Annotated in this window: 18 protein-coding genes and 1 tRNA gene; 16 read left to right on the forward strand and 3 right to left on the reverse strand. The window is 65.8% G+C overall.

All coding sequences use genetic code 11. The features are described from left to right. Positions 1 to 129: 129 nt before the first annotated feature. The 3 genes from V6K52_RS05245 to V6K52_RS05255 are packed head-to-tail and all read right to left on the reverse strand — an operon-like array spanning position 130 to position 3,023. On the reverse strand, positions 130 to 1,227 hold the full coding sequence (locus tag V6K52_RS05245) for an adenosine deaminase (protein ID WP_353952838.1): 1,098 nt from the start codon (positions 1,225 to 1,227) through the stop codon (positions 130 to 132). Continuing rightward, positions 1,224 to 1,724 (reverse strand): DUF5709 domain-containing protein, encoded by a 501-nt coding sequence (locus tag V6K52_RS05250; protein ID WP_353952839.1) that lies wholly within the window; start codon positions 1,722 to 1,724, stop codon positions 1,224 to 1,226. Before V6K52_RS05250 ends, V6K52_RS05245 begins: the two co-directional genes overlap by 4 nt. A 3-nt stretch (positions 1,725 to 1,727) precedes the next feature. Beyond that, the gene (locus tag V6K52_RS05255; RefSeq protein ID WP_353952840.1) at positions 1,728 to 3,023 is read right to left on the reverse strand and encodes an aminotransferase; all 1,296 of its coding nucleotides are present in this window, start codon (positions 3,021 to 3,023) and stop codon (positions 1,728 to 1,730) included. Positions 3,024 to 3,147: 124 nt separating this feature from the next. Here V6K52_RS05255 and V6K52_RS05260 point away from each other — a divergent pair, with 124 nt between their 5' ends. From V6K52_RS05260 to rpsG, 16 genes are all read left to right on the forward strand, one after another. Further along, on the forward strand, positions 3,148 to 4,038 hold the full coding sequence (locus V6K52_RS05260; protein WP_353952841.1) for an endonuclease/exonuclease/phosphatase family protein: 891 nt from the start codon (positions 3,148 to 3,150) through the stop codon (positions 4,036 to 4,038). 141 nt (positions 4,039 to 4,179) lie between these two features. Further along, a tRNA-Trp gene (locus V6K52_RS05265) sits at positions 4,180 to 4,252 on the forward strand. A 40-nt stretch (positions 4,253 to 4,292) separates the two neighbouring features. Continuing rightward, positions 4,293 to 4,556, forward strand: coding sequence for a preprotein translocase subunit SecE (secE, locus tag V6K52_RS05270; RefSeq protein ID WP_353952842.1), 264 nt, complete (start codon positions 4,293 to 4,295; stop codon positions 4,554 to 4,556). A 72-nt stretch (positions 4,557 to 4,628) separates the two neighbouring features. Continuing rightward, positions 4,629 to 5,591 (forward strand): transcription termination/antitermination protein NusG, encoded by a 963-nt coding sequence (nusG, locus tag V6K52_RS05275; protein ID WP_353952843.1) that lies wholly within the window; start codon positions 4,629 to 4,631, stop codon positions 5,589 to 5,591. A 71-nt stretch (positions 5,592 to 5,662) separates the two neighbouring features. Next, on the forward strand, positions 5,663 to 6,097 hold the full coding sequence (rplK, locus tag V6K52_RS05280; protein WP_353952844.1) for a 50S ribosomal protein L11: 435 nt from the start codon (positions 5,663 to 5,665) through the stop codon (positions 6,095 to 6,097). Between the two features lie 147 nt (positions 6,098 to 6,244). Continuing rightward, entirely contained in the window at positions 6,245 to 6,967 is a 723-nt protein-coding gene (gene rplA / locus V6K52_RS05285) for a 50S ribosomal protein L1 (protein WP_353952845.1), read from the forward strand. A gap of 120 nt (positions 6,968 to 7,087) precedes the next feature. Beyond that, complete coding sequence (locus V6K52_RS05290; protein WP_353952846.1) at positions 7,088 to 7,909, forward strand: hypothetical protein; 822 nt, start codon at positions 7,088 to 7,090, stop codon at positions 7,907 to 7,909. A 156-nt stretch (positions 7,910 to 8,065) separates the two neighbouring features. Then, the gene (locus V6K52_RS05295; protein WP_353952847.1) at positions 8,066 to 8,836 is read left to right on the forward strand and encodes a hypothetical protein; all 771 of its coding nucleotides are present in this window, start codon (positions 8,066 to 8,068) and stop codon (positions 8,834 to 8,836) included. 317 nt (positions 8,837 to 9,153) lie between these two features. Then, on the forward strand, positions 9,154 to 9,786 hold the full coding sequence (gene rplJ, locus V6K52_RS05300) for a 50S ribosomal protein L10 (RefSeq protein ID WP_353952848.1): 633 nt from the start codon (positions 9,154 to 9,156) through the stop codon (positions 9,784 to 9,786). 82 nt (positions 9,787 to 9,868) lie between these two features. Continuing rightward, on the forward strand, positions 9,869 to 10,255 hold the full coding sequence (gene rplL / locus V6K52_RS05305; protein ID WP_353952849.1) for a 50S ribosomal protein L7/L12: 387 nt from the start codon (positions 9,869 to 9,871) through the stop codon (positions 10,253 to 10,255). Between the two features lie 423 nt (positions 10,256 to 10,678). After that, positions 10,679 to 14,167: a DNA-directed RNA polymerase subunit beta gene (gene rpoB / locus V6K52_RS05310; protein ID WP_353952850.1), complete on the forward strand. Its 3,489-nt coding sequence runs from the start codon at positions 10,679 to 10,681 to the stop codon at positions 14,165 to 14,167. A 126-nt stretch (positions 14,168 to 14,293) separates the two neighbouring features. After that, positions 14,294 to 18,184 carry a DNA-directed RNA polymerase subunit beta' gene (locus V6K52_RS05315; protein WP_353952851.1) on the forward strand — a complete coding sequence of 1,297 codons (3,891 nt, stop codon included), beginning with the start codon at positions 14,294 to 14,296 and terminating at the stop codon, positions 18,182 to 18,184. Between the two features lie 155 nt (positions 18,185 to 18,339). After that, complete coding sequence (locus tag V6K52_RS05320) at positions 18,340 to 18,873, forward strand: N-acetyltransferase (RefSeq protein WP_353952852.1); 534 nt, start codon at positions 18,340 to 18,342, stop codon at positions 18,871 to 18,873. Between the two features lie 330 nt (positions 18,874 to 19,203). Continuing rightward, positions 19,204 to 20,472, forward strand: coding sequence for a choice-of-anchor P family protein (locus V6K52_RS05325; RefSeq protein ID WP_353952853.1), 1,269 nt, complete (start codon positions 19,204 to 19,206; stop codon positions 20,470 to 20,472). Positions 20,473 to 20,848: 376 nt separating this feature from the next. Further along, complete coding sequence (gene rpsL, locus V6K52_RS05330; RefSeq protein WP_009775972.1) at positions 20,849 to 21,223, forward strand: 30S ribosomal protein S12; 375 nt, start codon at positions 20,849 to 20,851, stop codon at positions 21,221 to 21,223. After that, the gene (rpsG, locus tag V6K52_RS05335) at positions 21,223 to 21,693 is read left to right on the forward strand and encodes a 30S ribosomal protein S7 (RefSeq protein WP_353952854.1); all 471 of its coding nucleotides are present in this window, start codon (positions 21,223 to 21,225) and stop codon (positions 21,691 to 21,693) included. The genes rpsL and rpsG overlap by 1 nt, the downstream gene beginning before the upstream one ends. Positions 21,694 to 21,697: the final 4 nt, after the last annotated feature.

A 21,697-nucleotide genomic window follows, 5' to 3' on the forward strand; every position in this document is an offset into this window, starting at 1 on the left:
CCCATGTGGACAACTCCCATCTCTGCTTCACTTCTCGATGCAAAGGCACCCCCCATTGCGTCAGGGCTTGGAGCAAATGGGGGTGTCTTTGCATCGCGCTGTGAAGCAAAGACACTTCTGTGGGGACCCCTACGGGGCCTGCGACCCGGGAGCGGCTCGGTCGTCCGACGAGGTCGGGTCGGCCGTCAGCCAGGCGTCGATGTCGGCGTATGCCGTCTCCCGCACCTCTGCCGGTGCGCGCGACGCCCGCAGGGACCCGCGCGCGAGCTCGGCCAGTTCGGCGTCGGTGAACGCGAGCAGCCGAGCCACTTCATACTGCGCCTGCAGCCGCGACCCGAAGATCAACGGGTCATCGGCCCCCAGCGCCACAGTCGCTCCCGCGTCGACGAGTTGTCGCAGCGGCACGTCCTCCAGCTCGTCATAGACCCCGAGCGAGAGGTTGCTTCCGGGGCACACCTCCAGGGCCACACCATCGGCCACCAGCCGATCCAGGGTCCGTGGATCCTCGACCGACCGCACCCCGTGCCCCAGCCGATCGGGCTGCAACGACGTCAAGGTTCGTTCGACAGCATCCGGCCCCAACAGCTCGCCGGCGTGCGGCACCAGCGTCAGGCCCGCCCGCCGCGCGATGGCAAAAGCCGGCGCAAAGGACTCCGTCTCCCCACGCCTCTCGTCGTTGCTCAGACCGAAGCCCACGACGGCACCCGGTCCCTCACCGGCATACCGAGAAGCAAGGCGGGCCAAGGTGCGCGACTCGAGCTCGTGGCGCATGCGCGAGGCTGCGACGATCACACCCACCTGCGCGGCGCCGGGCTCACGGGACACCGCGGCAGCCTCGTCGAGCACGATCTCGAGAGCTGGAGTGATCCCGCCGACGAAGGGTGCGTAGGACGTCGGGTCGACCTGGATCTCGAGCCACCGCGATCCCTCCGCGCCGTCGTCGAGGGCCGCCTCACGCACGATCCGACGCATGTCGGCCTCGCCTCGCACGCAGGCCCGCGCCGCGTCATACAGGCTCTGGAAGCGGAACCACCCACGTTCGTCGCGGGTCTCGAAGGTCACCGGCCAGTCCGCTTCGAGCGAGGACGGGAGCCGCAGCCCGTGAGCTGCTGACATCTCGCGGACGGTCTCGATCCGCATGGACCCGGTGAAGTGAAGGTGCAAGTGCGCCTTGGGCAGCGTCGCAGTGTCGCGCGGGGTGCCCGAGGTGGAAGGGGTCGTGCTCACTCCTCGACGATGCGCATGGCCGACTCTTCGCCCGACTCGGGATCGCCCGAGCCGGAGCCGGTGTCGTCAGTGCCCACGAGGGAACTCTCGTCGTCTTCGCGCGCGCCCTCGTCGGGGGTCGTGAGAGAGCCACCGTCGACGTCCTCGCTCGGATCGCCGAGGAAGTCCTCGGATGCCGGGATCGCGTCTGGGTCGTCGCCGCCCACGTCTGCTGGTCCGTCGAGACCGGACTCGTTGTCCGGTGCGCCATAGGCCGAGTCGGGGTCCGGGTCCTCCTGCGCGATCCGCTGGTCGATCGAATCTCCCTGAGCCTGCTCGGAGGCCGTCGTGCCCCACTCGGTGGCGCGAGACTGCTGATCCGGGGGAGTGGTGGGCAGGTTGTCGCCCTCACTGGAGTCGAGCAGGTCGGGCTGGCCGCTGCCCGCATCCACAGCGTCGTCCAGGCTCACCGAGCCCAGTTCGTCGTCGAAGCTTTCAGTGCCGGGTTGGTCGCTCATGCCTCAGCCTTGCACGCCCGAGAGCTTTTCGGCGGCGGCCAGCAGGACGCAGGTCGCCACGCCGGTCATGGCGGTCTCGACCTCGGCCAGGACAGGGAAGGACGGCGCCAGTCGGATGTTGCGGTCGTGGGGGTCGAACCCCTTGGGGAAGGAGGCCCCTGCCGGGGTCAGCGCGATCCCGGCAGCTTTGGCGAGTTCGACCACGCGTGATGCCGTGCCGTCGAGGACGTCAAGGTTGACGAAGTAGCCGCCCGACGGCTTCGACCAGGTCGCCACCTCACGGCCCGCGAGCGCCGACTGCAGCGCCGCGTCGACCGCCGCAAACTTCGGCGCAAGGATCGCGCGGTGGCGGGTCATGTGCTCGCGCACGCCATCGGCCGAGCCGAAGAACTGGATGTGTCGCAGCTGGTTGACCTTGTCCGGGCCGATGGAGGCGTACTGCTGGTGGCCGAGGTACCAGTCGACGTTGGCCTGTGCCGCCGCGAGGAACGCGACGCCGGCACCGGCGAAGGTGATCTTGGAGGTCGACGCAAACATGAGCGGACGGTTGGGGTGGCCCGAGCCGGACGCCAGGGTGATGATGTCCGCGCTCTTGGCCTCGTCCTCGGTGAGGTGGTGGAAGGCGTAGGCGTTGTCCCAGAAGATCCGGAAGTCCGGGGCGGCCGTCTCCATCGACGCCAGGGCGCTCGCGACCTCCTGGGAGCAGGTGCCGCCCGACGGGTTGGCGTAGGTCGGCACGATCCAGATGCCCTTGACGGCCGGGTCCTTGACGAGCTCGCGGACGGCCTGCACGTCCGGGCCGTCGTCGTTCATCGGCACGCTGAGCATCTCGATGCCATAGGACGCGAGCATCGTGAAGTGGCGGTCGTAGCCGGGCACGGGGCAGATGAACTTCACCGTCTCCTCCTGCGACCAGGGCCGCGGGGAGTCGGGTCCACCGTGCAGCAAGAGCTGGACCAGGCAGTCGTGCATCATCGTCAGGCTCGAGTTGCCGCCTGCGACGACCTGCTCCGGCTCGACCCACAACAGGTCCGCAAACATAGCCCGCAGCTCCGGCAGTCCGGAGAGGCCGCCGTAGTTGCGCACGTCGGTGCCATTGGCATCCGTGTGCCCCTGTGGTAGCTCGAGGAGCTCGTTGCAGAGATCGAGCTGTTCGGCGGACGGTTTGCCGCGCGTGAGATCGAGCTTGAGCCCGGCTCCCTGCAGATCGGTGTATGCCGTGCGCTGGCTCTCGAGGAAGACCTCGAGGTCCGCGGGGGAGAGAGACGACAGGGGGGCGAGGGTGGTCTGCTCAGTCACCGGACCATCGTCCCAGAACCGGACCGCCGAAGGGCAGACCTCCCCATGGTGCGAGACGTCGGGGGCTGGGACGGTGGTCGGGCAGGGGGCCGAGACGCGGCTTCCACGTGCCACCGGGAGAGACATGACACGTTCGAGAGTTCGCCACGTCGCTGGGCTGGCAGCCGCCGGCATCGCCCTGACCGGGGCCATCGGGGTGACCGCCACGACGAACGCACCACCCGCCGAGGCGGCGCCCGGCTCCATCCGGATCATCACCCACAACCTGGAGAAGGAGCAAGGAGCATTGGATGCAGTGAAGGCGAAGGTCGCAGCGACGGACGGCCCTGAAGTCGTCCTGCTGCAGGAGGTCTGCGAGAGCCTTCTCCCACAGATCAACGACATGGGTCATGCGAACTTCCGTCCCCGCAAGACCCATCCCAAGTGCGGCGAGGGCCAGAAGATCGGTGAAGCAGTGGTGTGGACCGGTGGAAACGAAGCCGGCAAGAACAACCCGACGCTGGTCAAGGACGCTGGCCACCGCTACGGGCTGGCCTGCGTGACCTTCCGCTACGCCGGCCGGTCGACTCGCGCGTGCTCCACGCACCTTGCGGCGGGGGAGGACAAGGACGGCGTGCGCACGAAGATCACTCGTGATATCCGAGCCAAGAGCACGACGTGGATCGGGAACGGACACCGCGTGATCGTCGGAGGTGACTTCAACAGCAACCCCCAGGACGGCGCGATGGACCACATGTACGGCGTGGGGGGTGGAGGGGCCGTGGGTCCGTTCCGTGAACTGCACCAGATGGCCGGGGAGGGCACCACCGCGCGCGCCGGTCTCGCCACGAAGGGGGGTCGCAAGATCGACTACATCTTCGTCTCCGAACGCGACACCAGGCCATCAGGTGGTACCGAGCAGACCTGCAACGGTGAGAAGCCCGGGGAAACCGTTGACGACTACGAGGCGAACCACTGCACCACCTCGGATCACCGTCTCCTTTGGGGGACGGCAAAGCTGAAGTCGCGCGGCTGAGAGCTGATCGCCCAACGGGCGCCCTGGTCCGGCGTTTCGCGTCGGACCGGGGCGTCACGTATGCTGACTCCTCGGTGACGCACCATGATTCGTCATGCCTGTTGTCACCTGCGGAACCACCGTCCCAGCAGGTGCGTTCCTAGGGCAGTGGCTCAATTGGTAGAGCTCCGGTCTCCAAAACCGGCGGTTGGGGGTTCGAGTCCCTCCTGCCCTGCAGGTTCAGATCATTTCGGAGAAGAGGAACTGTGACGGAAGTGGGCGAGTCTCGCGACTCTCGGAGTGCGAGCAAGAGCTCGGGCGACGGTCGCAACCCCGTGTCGCGGCTCTTCGGGTCTCTGGGTCTGTTCATCAGCCAGATCCTCGACGAGTTGCGCAAGGTCGTCCGACCGACGCGCTCCGAGCTGTGGAACTACACGCTCGTCGTCATCGTCTTCGTGACCGTGATGATGGCGCTCGTGGCCGGCATGGACTACGGCTTCGGCAAGGTCGTCGCCTTCGTCTTCGGCAACGGCGGCTGATCCTGGGTGCGTCCGAGAGGTCGCGCCCTCACCACTTTTGAACTCAACGCTGCACAGGAAGTAGGTCCGCACGTGTCCGACCACACGACGTCCCAGGACGCCGAGTCGACCCCTCGCGACCCCGAGATCTCCGCCCTCGACGACGTCGAGAGCGCCGCCGACCGCGAGTCGCTGTTCCTCGGCCACTCTGCCCCGGCGCTGCTGGACACCGAGTCCTCCGAGACCATCGGCAGCGACCACTCCGGCGTCCGCGGCGAGACCGAGGCCGACGGGTCCGGCGAGACCACCGCGGATGACGGCACTGCGGATGACGGCACCGCGGATGACGACACGTCGGATTCCGAGGGCAGCGAGAGCACGCTCGAGGCTGCGACCACCGAGTCCGACGAGGATGGCGACGTCATCCCCACCGACGTCGACCCGATCAAGGCCTTCAAGGAAGACCTCGCCGCGAAGTTCGGTGACTGGTACGTCATCCACTCCTACGCGGGTTACGAGAACCGTGTGAAGACCAACCTCGAGACGCGGATCCAGTCCCTCAACATGGAGGACTTCATCTTCGAGATCGAGGTCCCCATGGAAGAGGTCACCGAGATCAAGGGCGGTCAGCGCAAGCTGGTTCGCCGGGTCCGGATGCCTGGCTACGTCATCGTGCGCATGGATCTCACCGACGAGTCGTGGGGCGCCGTGCGCCACACGCCCGGCGTCACGGGCTTCGTCGGCAACGCGCACCAGCCGGTGCCGCTGAGCCTCGACGAGGTCTACACGATGATCAAGCCGGCCGAGCTCGAGCTTGCGGCGGCTGCTGCCGCCGGCACGGGTGGCGCCGGCTCCGGTTCGGGCTCCGCGCCCGCAGCCCCGCTCGTCGAGTTCGAGGTCGGCGAGTCGGTCACCGTCATGGACGGTCCGTTCGAGACCTTGCCGGCGACGATCTCCGAGATCAACGCCGAGGGCCAGAAGCTCAAGGTTCTCGTCTCCATCTTCGGCCGGGAGACCCCGGTCGAGCTGTCGTTCAGCCAGGTCACCAAGCTCTGACGGTTCGTCAGTACTGCAACCGGGTCATCGCCCAAGGCGTGGGCCCACCAACCAGATAAAGGAAAAACAGCATGCCTCCCAAGAGCAAGAAGGTCTCCGGCTACATCAACCTGCAGATTCAGGCTGGTGCGGCGACCCCGGCTCCTCCCGTCGGCCCGGCCCTCGGCCAGCACGGCGTCAACATCATGGAGTTCGTCAAGGCCTACAACGCTGCGACCGAGCACCAGCGGGGCAACATCATCCCCGTCGTCATCACCGTCTTCGAAGACCGTTCCTTCACCTTCATCACGAAGACGCCCCCGGCGTCCGAGCTGATCAAGAAGGCTGCGGGCGTCCAGAAGGGCTCCGGCGAGCCGCACAAGACCAAGGTCGCCAAGCTGACCAAGGACCAGGTGCGCGAGATCGCCGAGCAGAAGATGCCCGACCTCAACGCCAACGACATCGATGCCGCGATGAAGATCATCGCCGGCACGGCTCGTCAGATGGGCATTGAGACCGCCCTCTGAGGACGGTCCTCAAGCACAAGCATTCGGTATGCCGCCCGCGTAGGTGAGCGGTCGGCATACCGAAAGGCTTCACTCACCTGAGTGAAGCCGTGGGAGGGCCAGCGCAGGTCCGAACCACAACTCCAGCACCACACATCAGGAGCAGAAATGAAGCGCAGCAAGAGCTACCGCGCCACCGCGGAAAAGATCGACGCCGACGCCGCCTACACCCCGGTCGAGGCCGTGCGTCTCGCGAAGGCCGGCGCCAAGGCCAAGTACGACGAGACCGTCGAGGTCGCCATGCGTCTCGGCATTGACCCCCGCAAGGCCGACCAGATGGTTCGCGGCACCGTGAACCTCCCGCACGGCACGGGCAAGACCGCTCGCGTCCTCGTCTTCGCCAATGGCGACAAGGCTGAGGCCGCCCGCGCCGCCGGCGCCGACTTCGTCGGTTCCGACGACATGCTCGAGAAGGTTGCTGGCGGCTGGCTCGACTTCGACGCGATCGTCGCCACTCCTGACCTCATGGGCAAGGTCGGTCGCCTCGGCAAGGTCCTCGGTCCGCGTGGCCTCATGCCCAACCCGAAGACCGGCACCGTCACGATGGACACGGCCAAGGCCGTGACCGACATCAAGGGCGGCAAGATCGAGTTCCGTGCCGACAAGCACAGCAACCTCCACTTCATCATCGGCAAGGCCTCCTTCGACGAGAAGCAGCTCGTCGAGAACTACGCGGCCGCGCTCGAGGAGATCCTCCGCCTCAAGCCCGCCTCGTCGAAGGGTCGCTACATCAGCAAGGCGACCATGTCGACGACGATGGGCCCCGGCATCCCGCTGGACTTCACCAAGACCCGCAACCTGCTCGGTGAGGATGGCCAGGCCGACGCCTGATTGCCTCTTCGCACACGAAGCGCCTCCCGTTCTCTCGGAACGGGGGGCGCTTCGTCTGTGGGGTTGACTAAACTGGTGTGGCCGCACACTGCGGCCATCACTCACGCCGCAGGGGACCCCATGACTGTCATCACTCGCTCGTTCGGCGCTGCCCTCGCAGCGCTCGCCATCACCGCGACGCTCGGTGCGTGCGGCTCCGAGAAGGCCGGCACCTCAACCGAGTCCTCCTCGAGCTCCAAGCCCGCCGCGGAGGCGCCCAAGACCAAGGTCGGCGACGAGGTCGACCTGTCTGCTGTCTTCACGGAGACGGCTGCCGCCATGAAGGCCAAGAAGTCCTACGCCTTCACGGGCGAGACACCCGAAGGGGCGATGTCCGGTCAGATGCGTGTCGACGGTGACACCACGGCCATGAAGATCGAGGCCACGATGGAGGGCGAGAAGGCGACCATCCTGTTTGTCGACGGGGCCATGTACATGGGCGGCATGCCCGACCTGCCTGCTGGCAAGACGTTCATCAAGATCGACCCCAACGCTGACGACCCCATGAGCAAGATGATGGCTCCGTTCCTCTCGCAGATGGCGGAGTCGGCCGACCCGACCACCGGTCTCGCCAACATCAAGGGGCTCAAGGCCAAGGTCGTCGAGGTCAAGGACGGCACGACGACCTACGAGGCGACCCTGACGGCGCAGCAGCAGCTGGAGATGGCCAAGAAGAGCCTCGAGGACATGGGGATGGGCGACGAGCCCATGCCCACGCCGTCCGCGGCGATGAAGCCGATCACCGTGCGCCAGACGATCGGGGCGGACAACCTGCCGACGAAGATCGAGCTCTCCGGGAGCGCGGAATCGACCATGACCCTGACGTACTCAGGGTGGGGAGCACCCGTGGACGTCGTGGCCCCGCCCGCAGACAAGGTCGCGTCCTTCTCCGACATGATGTGAACCGCCCCAACGCCGCTTGCCGGTGAAGCGCACGTGAGGCCTCACCCGTTTCGGGTGGGGCCTCGTGCGTTGCTCCGAGAGGCTCATGGGTCAGCCGCATTCGAGGCCGGCGGTGCCACGCAGTTAGTCTCGAGGGACTCAACTGGGAGGGATTCCATGAAGATCTCGATGCGCCGCTCCAGCGGTGCTGCACTCGCCCTCGCGGGCCTGCTCGCGCTCGGCGCCTGTGGTTCCGAGGGCAACTCCGACGCAGGCACGAGCCAGGCACAGGGCGAGAGTGTCGACGCTGGCGAGAAGGTCGACGCCGGCGAGCTCGCCAAGCGCATGGTCGCCGCCATGGAGAAGGCCGGCAGCGGCACGATGACCATGGACACCGGGGGCGAGAAGGCAACGGGCGACTTCAAGTACGTCGACGGCAAGCTCCAGCAGCACACCAAGGTCCCGGTCGAGGGCTCTGAAATGGAGATCATCGCCGTCGGCGACTTCGTCTACCTCAAGGGCCTGCCCGAGCAGGCCAAGCCGTGGGTCAAGATCGACCCCAATGCCACTGACCCGATCAGCCAGATGTTCAAGGGCATCGCCGAGGGCGGCATCAGCGACCCGACCAAGATGGCCGACAACCTCAAGGGCACGCAGGCCACGGTCACGTCCAAGGACGGAGACAACACGACCTACGAGTTCACCGTCGACTCAGCCAAGGCGTTGGGCACCACGCCCACCCCGAGCCCGTCGCCGAGCGCCTCGGCCTCTTCCCTGACGATGACCTACGTCCTCGACAAGGAAGACCGCCCCGTCACCATCTCGACCAAGGTCGCGGACCAGTCGATCAAGGTCACCTACGCCGACTGGGGCAAGAAGGTCGACATCGCGCAGCCGCCGGCCGACCAGGTCGGTCCCATCACCATGCCCACTCCCGCCGCCAGCTGAAATATCGACCTCGTGCCCCGCTGGGACGGCGAGCGCCACCGAGTTGTCCCAGCGGGGCACAAGGTCGATCAGAGGCGAGCCGATTTGGTGGCCGGGCCATCGCCCGTCTACTGTGTCCCTTGACCAAAGACCGCCGGTTGTCTGGTGCACCCGCACCAGATCGAAGGTTCCGCGAGAGCGGGCAACCAGCGCAGGACGAGATTCGAAGACATGCGTCGTTCACGACAGCATGAGACACGAGCCCCGCGCCCTGCGCCGGGGCTCGATCTGTTTCACGTGGCCTTCACCGCTGGTCGTACCGACGGAAGGAGGCCCGAATGTCTCGTGCAGACAAGACGGCGGCGATCGCCGAGCTCGCGGAGAAGTTCCGTAGCTCCAACGCCACCGTTCTGACGGAGTACCGCGGGCTCTCGGTGGCACAGATCACCGAGCTTCGTGGCGCCCTTCGTGGCAACGCGACCTACGCCGTGGTCAAGAACACGCTGACCGAGCTCGCCGCCAAGGAGGCCGGAGTCACGGCCTTCGACGGCCAGTTCGTGGGACCGTCCGCCATCGCTTTTGTCGACGGTGACCCGGTTGAGGCTGCCAAGAGCCTGCGTGACTTCGCCAAGGCAAACCCCCTCCTCGTGATCAAGAGCGGCCTGCTTGACGGCAAGGCGCTCACGACCGAAGAGATCACCAAGCTCGCGGACCTCGAGTCCCGCGAGGTGCTCCTCGCCAAGCTGGCCGGCGCCATGAACGCGTCGCTCACCCAGGCTGTCTACCTCTTTGCCGCGCCGCTGTCGCAGACCGCTCGGGTCGTTGACGCGCTGCGTGCCAAGGTCGAGTCCGAGGGTCCGGCTGTTGCCGCACCCGAGGCCGAGGCCGAGGCCACGGAGGAGACCCCCGCCGACGCTGCACCCGCGGCCGAGGCAACCTCAGACGTCGCCACGGGTGGCGACGACGCCTGAGCCTGGGCGCAACTGCGCACAGACTCAAGGTTTTACACACCAACGCCACTCACGGCATACACAGAAGTAGAAAGGCGCCACCATGGCAAAGCTCAGCACCGACGAGCTCCTTGAGGCCTTCAAGGAGATGACCCTCATCGAGCTCTCCGAGTTCGTCAAGCAGTTCGAGGACACCTTCAACGTCACCGCCGCCGCGCCCGTCGCGGTTGCCGGTGTCGCTGCAGCAGGTGGCGGCGACGCCGCTGCCGTCGAGGAGCAGGACGAGTTCGACGTCATCCTGCTCGCCGCCGGCGACAAGAAGATCGCCGTCATCAAGGAGGTCCGTTCGCTGACCTCCCTCGGTCTCAAGGAAGCCAAGGACCTCGTCGACGGCGCCCCCAAGCCCGTCGTCGAGAAGGTCGACAAGGCCACGGCCGACAAGGCCAAGGAGCAGCTCGAGGCCGCAGGCGCGTCCGTCGAGGTCAAGTGACCTGAGCCTCCACCAAGGCTGAGTACTCCGCGAACGGGCGGGACGGATCCACTGGATCTGTCCCGCCCGTTCCGCATGCCCAGGCCAAAAAGATGGGTATGCCGGGTGGTGCGCTTGACGTGCGCGCCTGGGCCAGTCATCCTTTCCGGGTCAGACCGCGTGCTTCTCGCATGCGATGGTGACCGGACCCGCGTCCCGCGCTCCTTGCGGGATTGGACAGGGTTGGACTAGTGCGCCCTTTTAGGTCTAGACTGTTGCTTTGCCCTGCCCATGACCTCCGCCCGCTCTCGTCGAGCGACCTCCTCCGTGCCCCGCCGCATCCCGGCTACTGCACGGGGTGTTCGGCTCACTGACGTTGAGTGGATCGGGTGCTGTGGGCCGTGCGACCACCGTAAAAACACATGGCCAGTGGAAGGACCATCCTTGGCTGCCTCGCGCACCGCGTCCAAGACCGTGACCACCGCAATGACGGCTTCGGGCCGTCTCTCGTTCGGCAAGATCCGTGAGCCCATGGAGGTCCCTGACCTCCTCGCCCTGCAGACCGAGAGCTTCGACTGGCTCCTCGGCAACGAGCGGTGGCAGGAGCGCGTCGCACAGGCGCGCGCCGCCGGCCGCGACGATGTGCCGGAGCGTTCGGGTCTTGAGGACATCTTCGAAGAGATCTCTCCCATCGAGGACTTCAGCGGCTCCATGTCGCTCTCGTTCCGTGACCACCGCTTCGAAGAGGTCAAGTACTCCATCGAGGACTGCAAGGAGCGCGACCAGACCTACTCCGCGCCCCTGTTCGTCACCGCGGAGTTCATGAACAACACCACGGGTGAGATCAAGAGCCAGACCGTGTTCATGGGGGACTTCCCGCTCATGACCGAGCGCGGCACGTTCATCATCAACGGCACCGAGCGTGTCGTCGTCTCGCAGCTCGTCCGCAGTCCGGGCGTCTACTTCGAGCGCACGCCCGACAAGACGTCCGACAAGGACATCTACACCGCCAAGATCATCCCGAGCCGTGGCGCCTGGATCGAGTTCGAGATCGACAAGCGCGACATGGTCGGCGTCCGCGTCGACCGCAAGCGCAAGCAGTCGGTCACCGTCCTCCTCAAGGCGCTCGGTCTGACCGAGGCGCAGATCCGCGAGGAGTTCGCCGGCTACGAGTCGATCGAGCTCACCCTCGACAAGGACAACACCGAGGGCCAGGACGACGCGCTGCTCGACATCTACCGCAAGCTCCGACCGGGCGAACCGCCCACCCGTGAGGCCGCGCAGAACCTGCTCGACAACCTCTATTTCAATGGCAAGCGCTATGACCTTGCCAAGGTTGGTCGCTACAAGATCAACAAGAAGCTGGGTATCGAGAGCGAGCTCACCGACTCGACGCTGAACGTCAACGACATCGTCGCGACGATCAAGTACATCGTGGCCCTGCACAACGGTGACGAGACCCTTCCGGGCCGTCGCAAGGGTGACGACGTCGCGATCCGTGTCGAGACCGACGACATCGACCACTTCGGCAACCGTCGCCTGCGCAACGTCGGCGAGCTCATCCAGAACCAGGTCCGCACGGGCCTGTCCCGGATGGAGCGCGTTGTGCGCGAGCGGATGACGACCCAGGACGTCGAGGCGATCACGCCGCAGACCCTGATCAACATCCGCCCCGTGGTGGCCTCGATCAAGGAGTTCTTCGGAACCTCCCAGCTGTCGCAGTTCATGGACCAGAACAACCCGCTCTCCGGACTGACGCACAAGCGTCGCCTGTCCGCGCTGGGCCCGGGTGGTCTGTCCCGTGACCGCGCCGGCATGGACGTGCGTGACGTTCACCCGTCGCACTACGGCCGCATGTGTCCGATCGAGACCCCTGAGGGTCCCAACATCGGACTCATCGGTTCGCTCGCGTCCTACGGCCGCATCAACGCGTTCGGCTTCATCGAGACCCCGTACCGCAAGGTCACCAAGGGCCGCGTCACCGACGAGATTCACTACCTGTCGGCTGACGAAGAGGACGAGCACGTCATCGCCCAGGCGAACGCAGCGCTCGACACCGCTGGTGAGCGTTTCACCAGCGAGCGTGTGCTCGTGCGCGTCAAGGGTGGCGAGGTCGAGTACATCCCGGCCGACGACGTCGACTACATCGATGTCTCGGCTCGCCAGATGGTCTCGGCTGCAACCGCGCTCATCCCGTTCCTCGAGCACGATGACGCCAACCGTGCGCTCATGGGTTCCAACATGCAGCGTCAGGCGGTGCCGCTGGTCAAGGCCGAGGCCCCGCTCGTCGGCACTGGCATGGAGCTTCGCGCCGCAGTCGACTCCGGTGATGTCGTCATCGCCGAAAAAGCGGGCGTGGTCACTGAGGTTTCTGCGGACCTCGTCACCGTCGCTGCCGATGACGGCACGTCGCGCACCTACCGGATCGACAAGTTCACCCGATCCAACCAGGGCAACAGCTACAACCAGCGCGTCATCGTCTCCGAGGGCGACCGCGTCGAAAAGAGTGGCCTCATCGCCGACGGTCCTGCGACCGACGGTGGCGAGATGGCCCTGGGCCGCAACCTCCTCGTGGCATTCATGCCGTGGGAGGGCCACAACTACGAAGACGCGATCATCCTCAGCCAGCGTCTGGTGCAGGACGACGTCCTCTCCTCGATTCACATCGAGGAGCACGAGGTCGACGCCCGCGACACCAAGCTTGGCCCCGAGGAGATCACCCGGGACATCCCCAACGTCTCCGAAGAGGTCCTCGCGGACCTCGACGAGCGCGGCATCATCCGCATCGGTGCCGAGGTTCGCGATGGTGACCTCCTCGTCGGCAAGGTCACGCCCAAGGGCGAGACCGAGCTGACCCCGGAGGAGCGTCTGCTCCGTGCGATCTTCGGCGAGAAGGCGCGCGAGGTTCGCGACACGTCCCTCAAGGTGCCTCACGGCGAGACCGGCACGGTCATCGGCGTCAAGGTGTTCGACAAGGACGAGGGCGACGAGCTGCCCCCGGGCGTCAACCAGTTGGTGCGCGTCCACGTTGCTAACAAGCGCAAGATCACGGACGGCGACAAGCTCGCCGGTCGTCACGGCAACAAGGGCGTCATCTCCAAGATCCTCCCCGTCGAGGACATGCCGTTCCTTGAGGACGGCACGCCGGTCGACGTCGTGCTCAACCCGCTCGGTGTCCCTGGCCGCATGAACATCGGCCAGATCCTCGAGTTGCACCTTGGTTGGGCCGCGAGCCGCGGCTGGGAGATCGTGGGCAACCCCGACTGGGCCAACCTCATCCCCGACGACGCCCGTTCGGCGGAGCCCGGCACCCGTGTCGCGTCTCCCGTGTTCGATGGTGTGCGCGAGGACGAGATCGTGGGCCTGCTCGACAGCACCCGCGAGACCCGTGACGGTGTCCGTCTCATCGACGGTTCCGGCAAGACGCCGCTCTTCGACGGTCGCTCCGGCGAGCCGTACCCGGAGCCGGTGTCGGTGGGCTACATGTACATCCTCAAGCTGCACCACCTCGTGGATGACAAGATCCACGCGCGCAGCACGGGCCCGTACTCGATGATCACCCAGCAGCCGCTCGGCGGTAAGGCCCAGTTCGGTGGCCAGCGCTTCGGTGAGATGGAGGTCTGGGCACTTGAGGCCTACGGCGCGGCTTACGCGCTGCAGGAGCTGCTCACCATCAAGTCGGACGACGTCAACGGTCGTGTGAAGGTCTACGAGGCCATCGTCAAGGGCGACAACATCCCCGAGCCCGGCATCCCCGAGTCCTTCAAGGTGCTCATCAAGGAGATGCAGAGCCTGTGCCTCAACGTCGAGGTCCTGTCCAGTGATGGCAAGGCCATCGAGATGCACGACGCCGAGGAAGATGTCTTCCGTGCGGCAGAGGAGCTCGGGATCGACCTGTCGCGTCGCGAGCCCAGTTCGGTCGAAGAGGTCTGATCGGTATGCCGTGTGCTCACCCTGCGCCAACAGCGCTCGGCGAGCACACGGCATACGCAGCATTTTTTCTGACCAACCTGTACTGAACTTTTAAGACTCAGCAAGAGCAACGAGAGAAGGAACCACGTGCTCGACGTCAATTTCTTCGACGAACTGCGCATTGGCCTCGCCACCGCCGAATCCATCCGTGAGTGGAGCCATGGCGAGGTAAAGAAGCCTGAAACCATCAACTACCGCACCCTGAAGCCTGAGAAGGACGGACTCTTCTGCGAGAAGATCTTCGGTCCGACCCGGGACTGGGAGTGCGCATGTGGCAAGTACAAGCGCGTCCGCTTCAAGGGCATCATCTGTGAGCGCTGCGGCGTCGAGGTGACCCGCGCGGCCGTGCGTCGTGAGCGGATGGGCCACATCGAGCTCGCCGCCCCCGTCACCCACATCTGGTACTTCAAGGGCGTCCCGTCACGCCTGGGCTACCTGCTCGACCTCGCGCCGAAGGACCTCGAGAAGGTCATCTACTTCGCTGCCTACATGATCACCAGCGTCGACGTGGACCAGCGCCACACCGACCTGCCCTCTCTTGAGGGTCAGATCGAGGTCGAGAAGAAGGAGATGGAGAACCGTCGCGACGCCGACGTCGACACCCGGGCCAAGCGGCTCGAGGGCGACATTGCCGCACTCGAGGCCGAGGGCGCCAAGTCCGACGCCAAGCGCAAGGTCCGCGACTCTGCGGAGCGTGAGATGAACCAGATCCGCAAGCGTGCGGACGCTCAGGTCGAGCGTCTCGCGCAGGTGTGGGACCGGTTCAAGAACCTCAAGGTCCAAGACCTCGAGGGCGACGAGATCCTCTACCGCGAGATGCGTGACCGCTTCGGTCTGTACTTCGAGGGTGGCATGGGTGCTGCGGCGATCCAGAAGCGTCTGGAGTCCTTCGACCTCGAGGCCGAGGCCGAGCTCCTGCGCGAGATCATCGCCACGGGCAAGGGTCAGAAGAAGACCCGTTCGCTCAAGCGCCTCAAGGTCGTTTCCGCCTTCATGACGACGACCAACAAGCCGGCCGGCATGGTCCTCGACGCCGTCCCGGTCATCCCGCCGGACCTGCGCCCGATGGTGCAGCTCGACGGTGGCCGCTTTGCGACGTCGGACCTCAACGACCTCTACCGTCGCGTCATCAACCGCAACAACCGCCTCAAGCGACTGCTTGACCTCGGCGCCCCCGAGATCATCGTCAACAACGAGAAGCGGATGCTGCAGGAGGCCGTCGACAGCCTCTTCGACAACGGTCGTCGTGGTCGCCCGGTCACGGGTCCCGGCAACCGTCCGCTCAAGTCGCTGTCCGACATGCTCAAGGGCAAGCAGGGGCGGTTCCGTCAGAACCTCCTCGGCAAGCGCGTCGACTACTCCGGCCGTTCGGTCATCGTCGTCGGCCCGCAGCTCAAGCTGCACCAGTGTGGTCTGCCCAAGCAGATGGCTCTCGAGCTGTTCAAGCCGTTCGTGATGAAGCGCCTGGTCGATCTCGACCACGCGCAGAACATCAAGTCGGCAAAGCGCATGGTCGAGCGTCACCGTTCCGTCGTGTGGGATGTCCTCGAAGAGGTCATCACCGAGCACCCGGTCCTGCTCAACCGCGCACCCACGCTGCACCGCCTCGGCATCCAGGCCTTCGAGCCTCAGCTCGTCGAGGGCAAGGCCATCCAGATCCACCCGCTCGTCTGCACCGCCTTCAACGCGGACTTCGACGGTGACCAGATGGCTGTGCACGTCCCGCTCTCCGCTGAGTCGCAGGCCGAGGCCCGCATCCTCATGCTGTCGAGCAACAACATCCTCAAGCCGGCTGACGGTCGCCCCGTGACCATGCCGACCCAGGACATGATCATCGGCCTCTTCCACCTGACGTCCCCGATCGAGGGCAGCCAGGGTGAGGGTCGCGTCTTCTCAACGGTGCACGAAGCCCGCATGGCCTTCGACGCTCGCGAGATCCTGCTGGGCACGCCGGTGAAGATCCGCCTCCACAACGTCGTCCCGACGCCTGGTGCGGTTCTTCCCGAGGGTGTCGAGGTCGACGACGAGGGTTACCTCGCCGAGTGGCTTGCGGACACGTCACTGGGCAACGCGCTCTTCAACGAGACGCTCCCGGTGGACTACCCGTACGTCAACGACCAGGTCGACAAGAAGCGTCTCTCGACGATCGTCAACGACCTCGCCGAGCGCTACACCAAGGTGCAGGTCGCGGCCTCGCTGGACGCGCTCAAGGAGTACGGCTTCCACTGGGCCACGCGGTCCGGCATCACGGTCGCCATCTCCGACGTCGTCACGCCTCCGCGCAAGCTCGAGATCCTCGAGGGCTACGAGGTCAAGGCCACCAAGGTCCAGGTTCAGTACGAACGCGGTCTCATCACTGACGACGAGCGTCGTCAGGAGCTCATCGAGATCTGGACGCAGGCCACCAACGAGGTCGCCAAGGAGATGGAGGCCAACATTCCGGCCACCAACACCATCTACCGCATGGTGAGCTCGGGTGCTCGAGGCAACTGGATGCAGCTGCGCCAGATCGCTGGTATGCGTGGACTCGTGTCCAACCCGAAGGGCGAGATCATCCCGCGTCCGATCCGCGCGAACTTCCGCGAGGGTCTGTCCGTGCTCGAGTTCTTCATCTCCACGCACGGTTCGCGTAAGGGCCTGGCTGACACCGCGCTCCGTACGGCCGACTCGGGGTATTTGACTCGTCGGCTTGTTGATGTTTCGCAGGACGTCATCATTCGTGAGGACGACTGTGGCACCGACCGTGGTTTGGCCATGCCGATCGCGGCCACCGATGAGCGCTCGGGCAACCGCGTGGTCCACGACGACGTCGAGACCTCGGTCTACGCACGCACGCTCGCCGAAGACGTCGTCAAGGACGGCGAGACGCTCGCAGAGGCCGGCATCGACCTCGGTGACCTCGTCATCGGCGCGCTCTTCGCGGCTGGTGTCGACAGCGTCAAGGTCCGCTCGGTCCTGACCTGCGACAGCAAGGTCGGAACGTGTGCGCTCTGCTACGGCCGTTCGCTCGCGACCGGCAAGCTCGTCGACATCGGTGAGGCAGTCGGCATCATCGCGGCCCAGTCGATCGGTGAGCCCGGAACCCAGCTGACGATGCGTACCTTCCACACCGGTGGTGTGGCTGGTGACGACATCACGCAGGGTCTGCCGCGTGTTGTCGAGCTCTTCGAGGCGCGCACCCCCAAGGGTGTCTCGCCGATCGCCGAGGCCAGTGGCCGCGTCACGATCGAGGAGACCGACAAGGCACGTCGCATCCTGCTCACGCCGGACGACGGCTCGGAGGAGCACGCCTACCCGGTGAGCAAGCGCGCCCGCCTGCTCATCACCGACGGTCAGGACGTCGAGGTCGGAACCCAGTTCACAGTGGGTTCCATCGACCCGAAGCAGGTGCTGCGCATCCTCGGCCCGCGCAAGGTGCAGATGCACTTGGTCGACGAGGTCCAGCATGTCTACCGCCAGCAGGGTGTGTCGATCCACGACAAGCACATCGAGGTCATCGTCCGGCAGATGCTCCGCCGGATCACGATCATCGAGGCCGGCGACGCGGACCTCCTTCCGGGCATGCTCGCCGAGCGTGGTCGCTTCGAGGACGAGAACCGTCGCGTCGTCTCCGAGGGTGGCACCCCGGCCTCGGGTCGCCCCGAGCTCATGGGGATCACCAAGGCCTCCCTGGCCACCGAGTCGTGGTTGTCCGCGGCCTCGTTCCAGGAGACCACCCGCGTCCTCACCGAGGCCGCCATGGAGGGCAAGTCCGACACCCTCCTCGGCCTCAAGGAGAACGTCATCCTCGGAAAGCTCATCCCTGCCGGGACCGGGCTGTCGCGCTACCGCAACATCAAGGTGGAGCCGACCGAAGAGGCGAAGGCCGCGATGTACTCGATGCCGAACTACGACGAGTTCGCCTACCCGGCCTTCGGTCCGGGTTCGGGCGAGGCCGTCCGGCTCGACGACAGCGAGCTGGGTCTCGACCGGCTCTGAGGTCTGAGCCGCCAGAACGACAACGGCGGGTATGCCGTGTGGTCACCACACGGCATACCCGCCCTTCGTTGTCCCCTTCCGGTTCCTTGCGTCTGCGGATCTGGCGGCTAGAACCGGCACATCCGCAGACACGACGAGGTGAGAGGGTTGAGCCCATGCGTGACGACATGATCATCCGACGCGAGAGCGTCGAGGACCACGCGGGTATTGCCGCACTCCACGACGAAGCGTTCCCGCGGATCGAGGGAGCTGCCCGGTCGGTCGAGTCGGCGCTGATCGACGAACTGCGCGGCGACGGTGATGTCATCAACGAGTTGACCTTCGTCGCTGAGCTCGACGGGGCGATCGTCGGCCACGTGATGTGCTCGGCAGCAACGCTGGGGGAGGGGCCGTCGGTCGGTCTCGGGCCCATTGCTGTGACGCCGGCGCTGCAGCGGCAGGGCATTGGCGCCGCTCTCATGGCTTCGGTCATCGCCTCGGCCGACCAGCGCGGTGACGCGGCGATCGTGCTGCTGGGAGATCCCGACTACTACGGACACTTCGGCTTCGTCGCAGCAGCCACTCTCGGGGTCGGCGCCCCTGGCCCGTGGCCGCAAGAGCAGTTCCAGATCAAGACGCTTCGTGCATGGCGACCGGCCCAGGCGGGGCCCTTCCGCTATGCACCGGCCTTCGAACGCCTCGAAGGATGAGGCAACAAGGCCACATGCCGAGATTTCGGACCGGTAGCACCGGGACTGGCTCATCCGACACGAGAGTAACTAGTTAGTCAATGCACACAATTGCGCGCACTGACGTCCCCAAATGGGCCAGACTGTCGGGTGCGCCACAGCCCTCTGGCGCCTCGACGCCTAAGTCGCGCCGAAGCTCTGATACACATATCGTCGCAGATCAGAGGCCATTTATCATCTAGTCACCAAAGGTTCTAGTCAGGACTAGTCGGTAGGGCTAGCGTCCCAAAACAGACCGGTACGCAACTCGGGGCGCTCGCCCCGTCGGACCAGTCCTGGGGAGTGTGAGCCATGCGAGTCTCTCGATTCGTTGTTCCAGTCGTTGCGGTGCTCACCGCAGTGACGCTGTCTAGTCCCACCGCCGTAGCCCAGACGTCCTCGAGCACCGTAGCCACCCAGGCAGCCGCTCCCGTGGCCAGACTTGGGTTCCAGACGAACGCGTTCGGTACCCAGGTGTCAGCCGTCGACAAGCTGGTCACCTCGGGTCCCACGAGCTACGTGTCCCTGTCATGCACCACGGCCACCGGCCAGGCACGCGCCAGCGCGCTGCCTGTCGTCAACCTCCCGGTCGTGGGAACCGTCGGGTCGCTGTACACCAGGGTCACCACGGCCACCACGTCCACCACTGCGCTGTCCAGAACTGCCGGGGTCAACCTGCTCGGCGGAGCGGTGGTGGCTGACGCCGTGCAGGCATACTCCACCGCCGGTTCGAAGGCAGGCGTGGGTTCGGGAACGGGCGCCACCACCTTCGTGGGCCTCAAGATCCTGGGCCAGTCCTTCGCCGCCAACGTCGCACCCAACACACAGGTCGCTCTCGACGTCGGCGGCAAGCGGGTAGGCACCGTCACCCTCAACTACCAGAGCAAGGGCACGGTCAACGGCGTCTACCGCTCGTACACCCGTGGCATCGTCATCAGCCTGCTTGCGGGCAACCCCTTCGGCCTTCCCGGGGCCACCACCATCACTGTGGCCGCTGCCCACGCAGGGATCACCACGTCACCTCGGATCGCCACCAACGGTGGATCAGGCTGGGGCATCTACGCCAGAGCACTCAACGGTGCCGCACTCATCGGCCGCCAGCCGAATGTGCCCGTCGCCTGCCATGGCGGCAGCGGTAGTGGGTCGATCGTCAACGTCTCTCGGCTCCCGCTGATCTCCACCGGGACCACGTACGTCACGACGACGGCTCTCAGCAACACAACCAGGGTGGTGAGCTCCGTGGCCGCTCCGCGGATTCTCTCCGGCCTCATCTCGGCCGATGCGATGGTGGCCGACGTACAGGTGGTCCTCCAGCCGAACGGGACGACCACAGCGGCCGACCGTTCGAAGTTCGTGGGTCTCAAGGTGGCTGGCCTGCCCCTGATCACTGCTTCGGTTGCTCCCAACACCACGGTCAACGTGCCGGGACTTGGCGCAGTGACCTTCCGCAAGACCACGCGAACGGCTACTGGTCTTGAGGTCGTCATGCTCGAGATCAAGCTGTCGCAGAGCATCGCCGGCCTGCCTACCGGAACCATCGTCCAGGTCGCTGGTGCCAACGCGACCATCCGTGGTAACTGAACCACTTCGTAGTGCCGCAGCGGCCGCATCCCTCAGGGGTGCGGCCGCTGCTTCGTTCGAGCCACGTCCGTCGATGGCCGCGGACGTCCGCGATTTGGTGCGCCCACGGCATACCGGTATCGTTGAGCACCGTGTCTGGCTAGGCCCAGACGTTGGTCACGTGCGAGGCGCAGAAGCGTCACCAGAACGTGGCCGCCCACCTCTCGCCGGGCAACCCACACCACGACCACATCGCTGCACTGCGCTGCGGGCTGGAACGGGGAGTGCAGGGGAGAGAACCCGGTGCGACACACCCGACTGCGGGGGTCGAGCGCCGGACATACCAAGGAGTTGCGGCATCCGCCGTGACATCGACCAGACAGACAAAGGATCCAGGTTGCCTACCATCAACCAGCTGGTGCGCAAGGGCCGGCAGGACAAGGTCACGAAGACGACCACTCCTGCCCTCAAGGGCTCTCCGCAGCGCCGCGGCGTGTGCACGCGTGTGTACACCACCACCCCGAAGAAGCCGAACTCCGCCCTCCGCAAGGTCGCGCGCGTCAAGCTGACCTCCGGCATCGAGGTCACCGCCTACATCCCCGGTGAGGGTCACAACCTCCAGGAGCACTCGATCGTGCTCGTCCGCGGTGGTCGTGTGAAGGACCTTCCCGGCGTTCGCTACAAGATCATCCGCGGCTCGCTCGACACCCAGGGTGTCAAGGGCCGCAAGCAGGCACGCAGCCGTTACGGCGCCAAGAAGGAGAAGAAGTAATGCCCCGTAAAGGCCCCGCACCGAAGCGCCCGCTCCTCATCGACCCGGTCTACCAGTCCCCGCTGGTGACCCAGCTGGTCAACAAGATCCTGCTCGATGGCAAGAAGTCCATCGCTGAGACGATCGTCTACGGCGCCCTCGAGGGTGCCCGCGAGAAGTCCGGCACGGACCCCGTGCTGCTGCTCAAGCGCGCACTCGACAACATCAAGCCGACCCTCGAGGTCAAGTCCCGCCGCGTCGGCGGTGCGACCTACCAGGTCCCGATCGAGGTCAAGCCCAACCGCGCCGTGACCCTGTCGCTGCGTTGGCTCGTCGGCTACTCGCGTCAGCGTCGTGAGAAGACGATGACCGAGCGCCTCATGAACGAGATCCTCGACGCCTCCAACGGCCTCGGCGCTGCAGTCAAGCGCCGCGAGGACACGCACAAGATGGCCGAGTCCAACCGGGCCTTCGCGCACTACCGCTGGTGATCTT

This window comes from Knoellia sp. S7-12, assembly GCF_040518285.1.
Taxonomy (GTDB): domain Bacteria; phylum Actinomycetota; class Actinomycetes; order Actinomycetales; family Dermatophilaceae; genus Knoellia.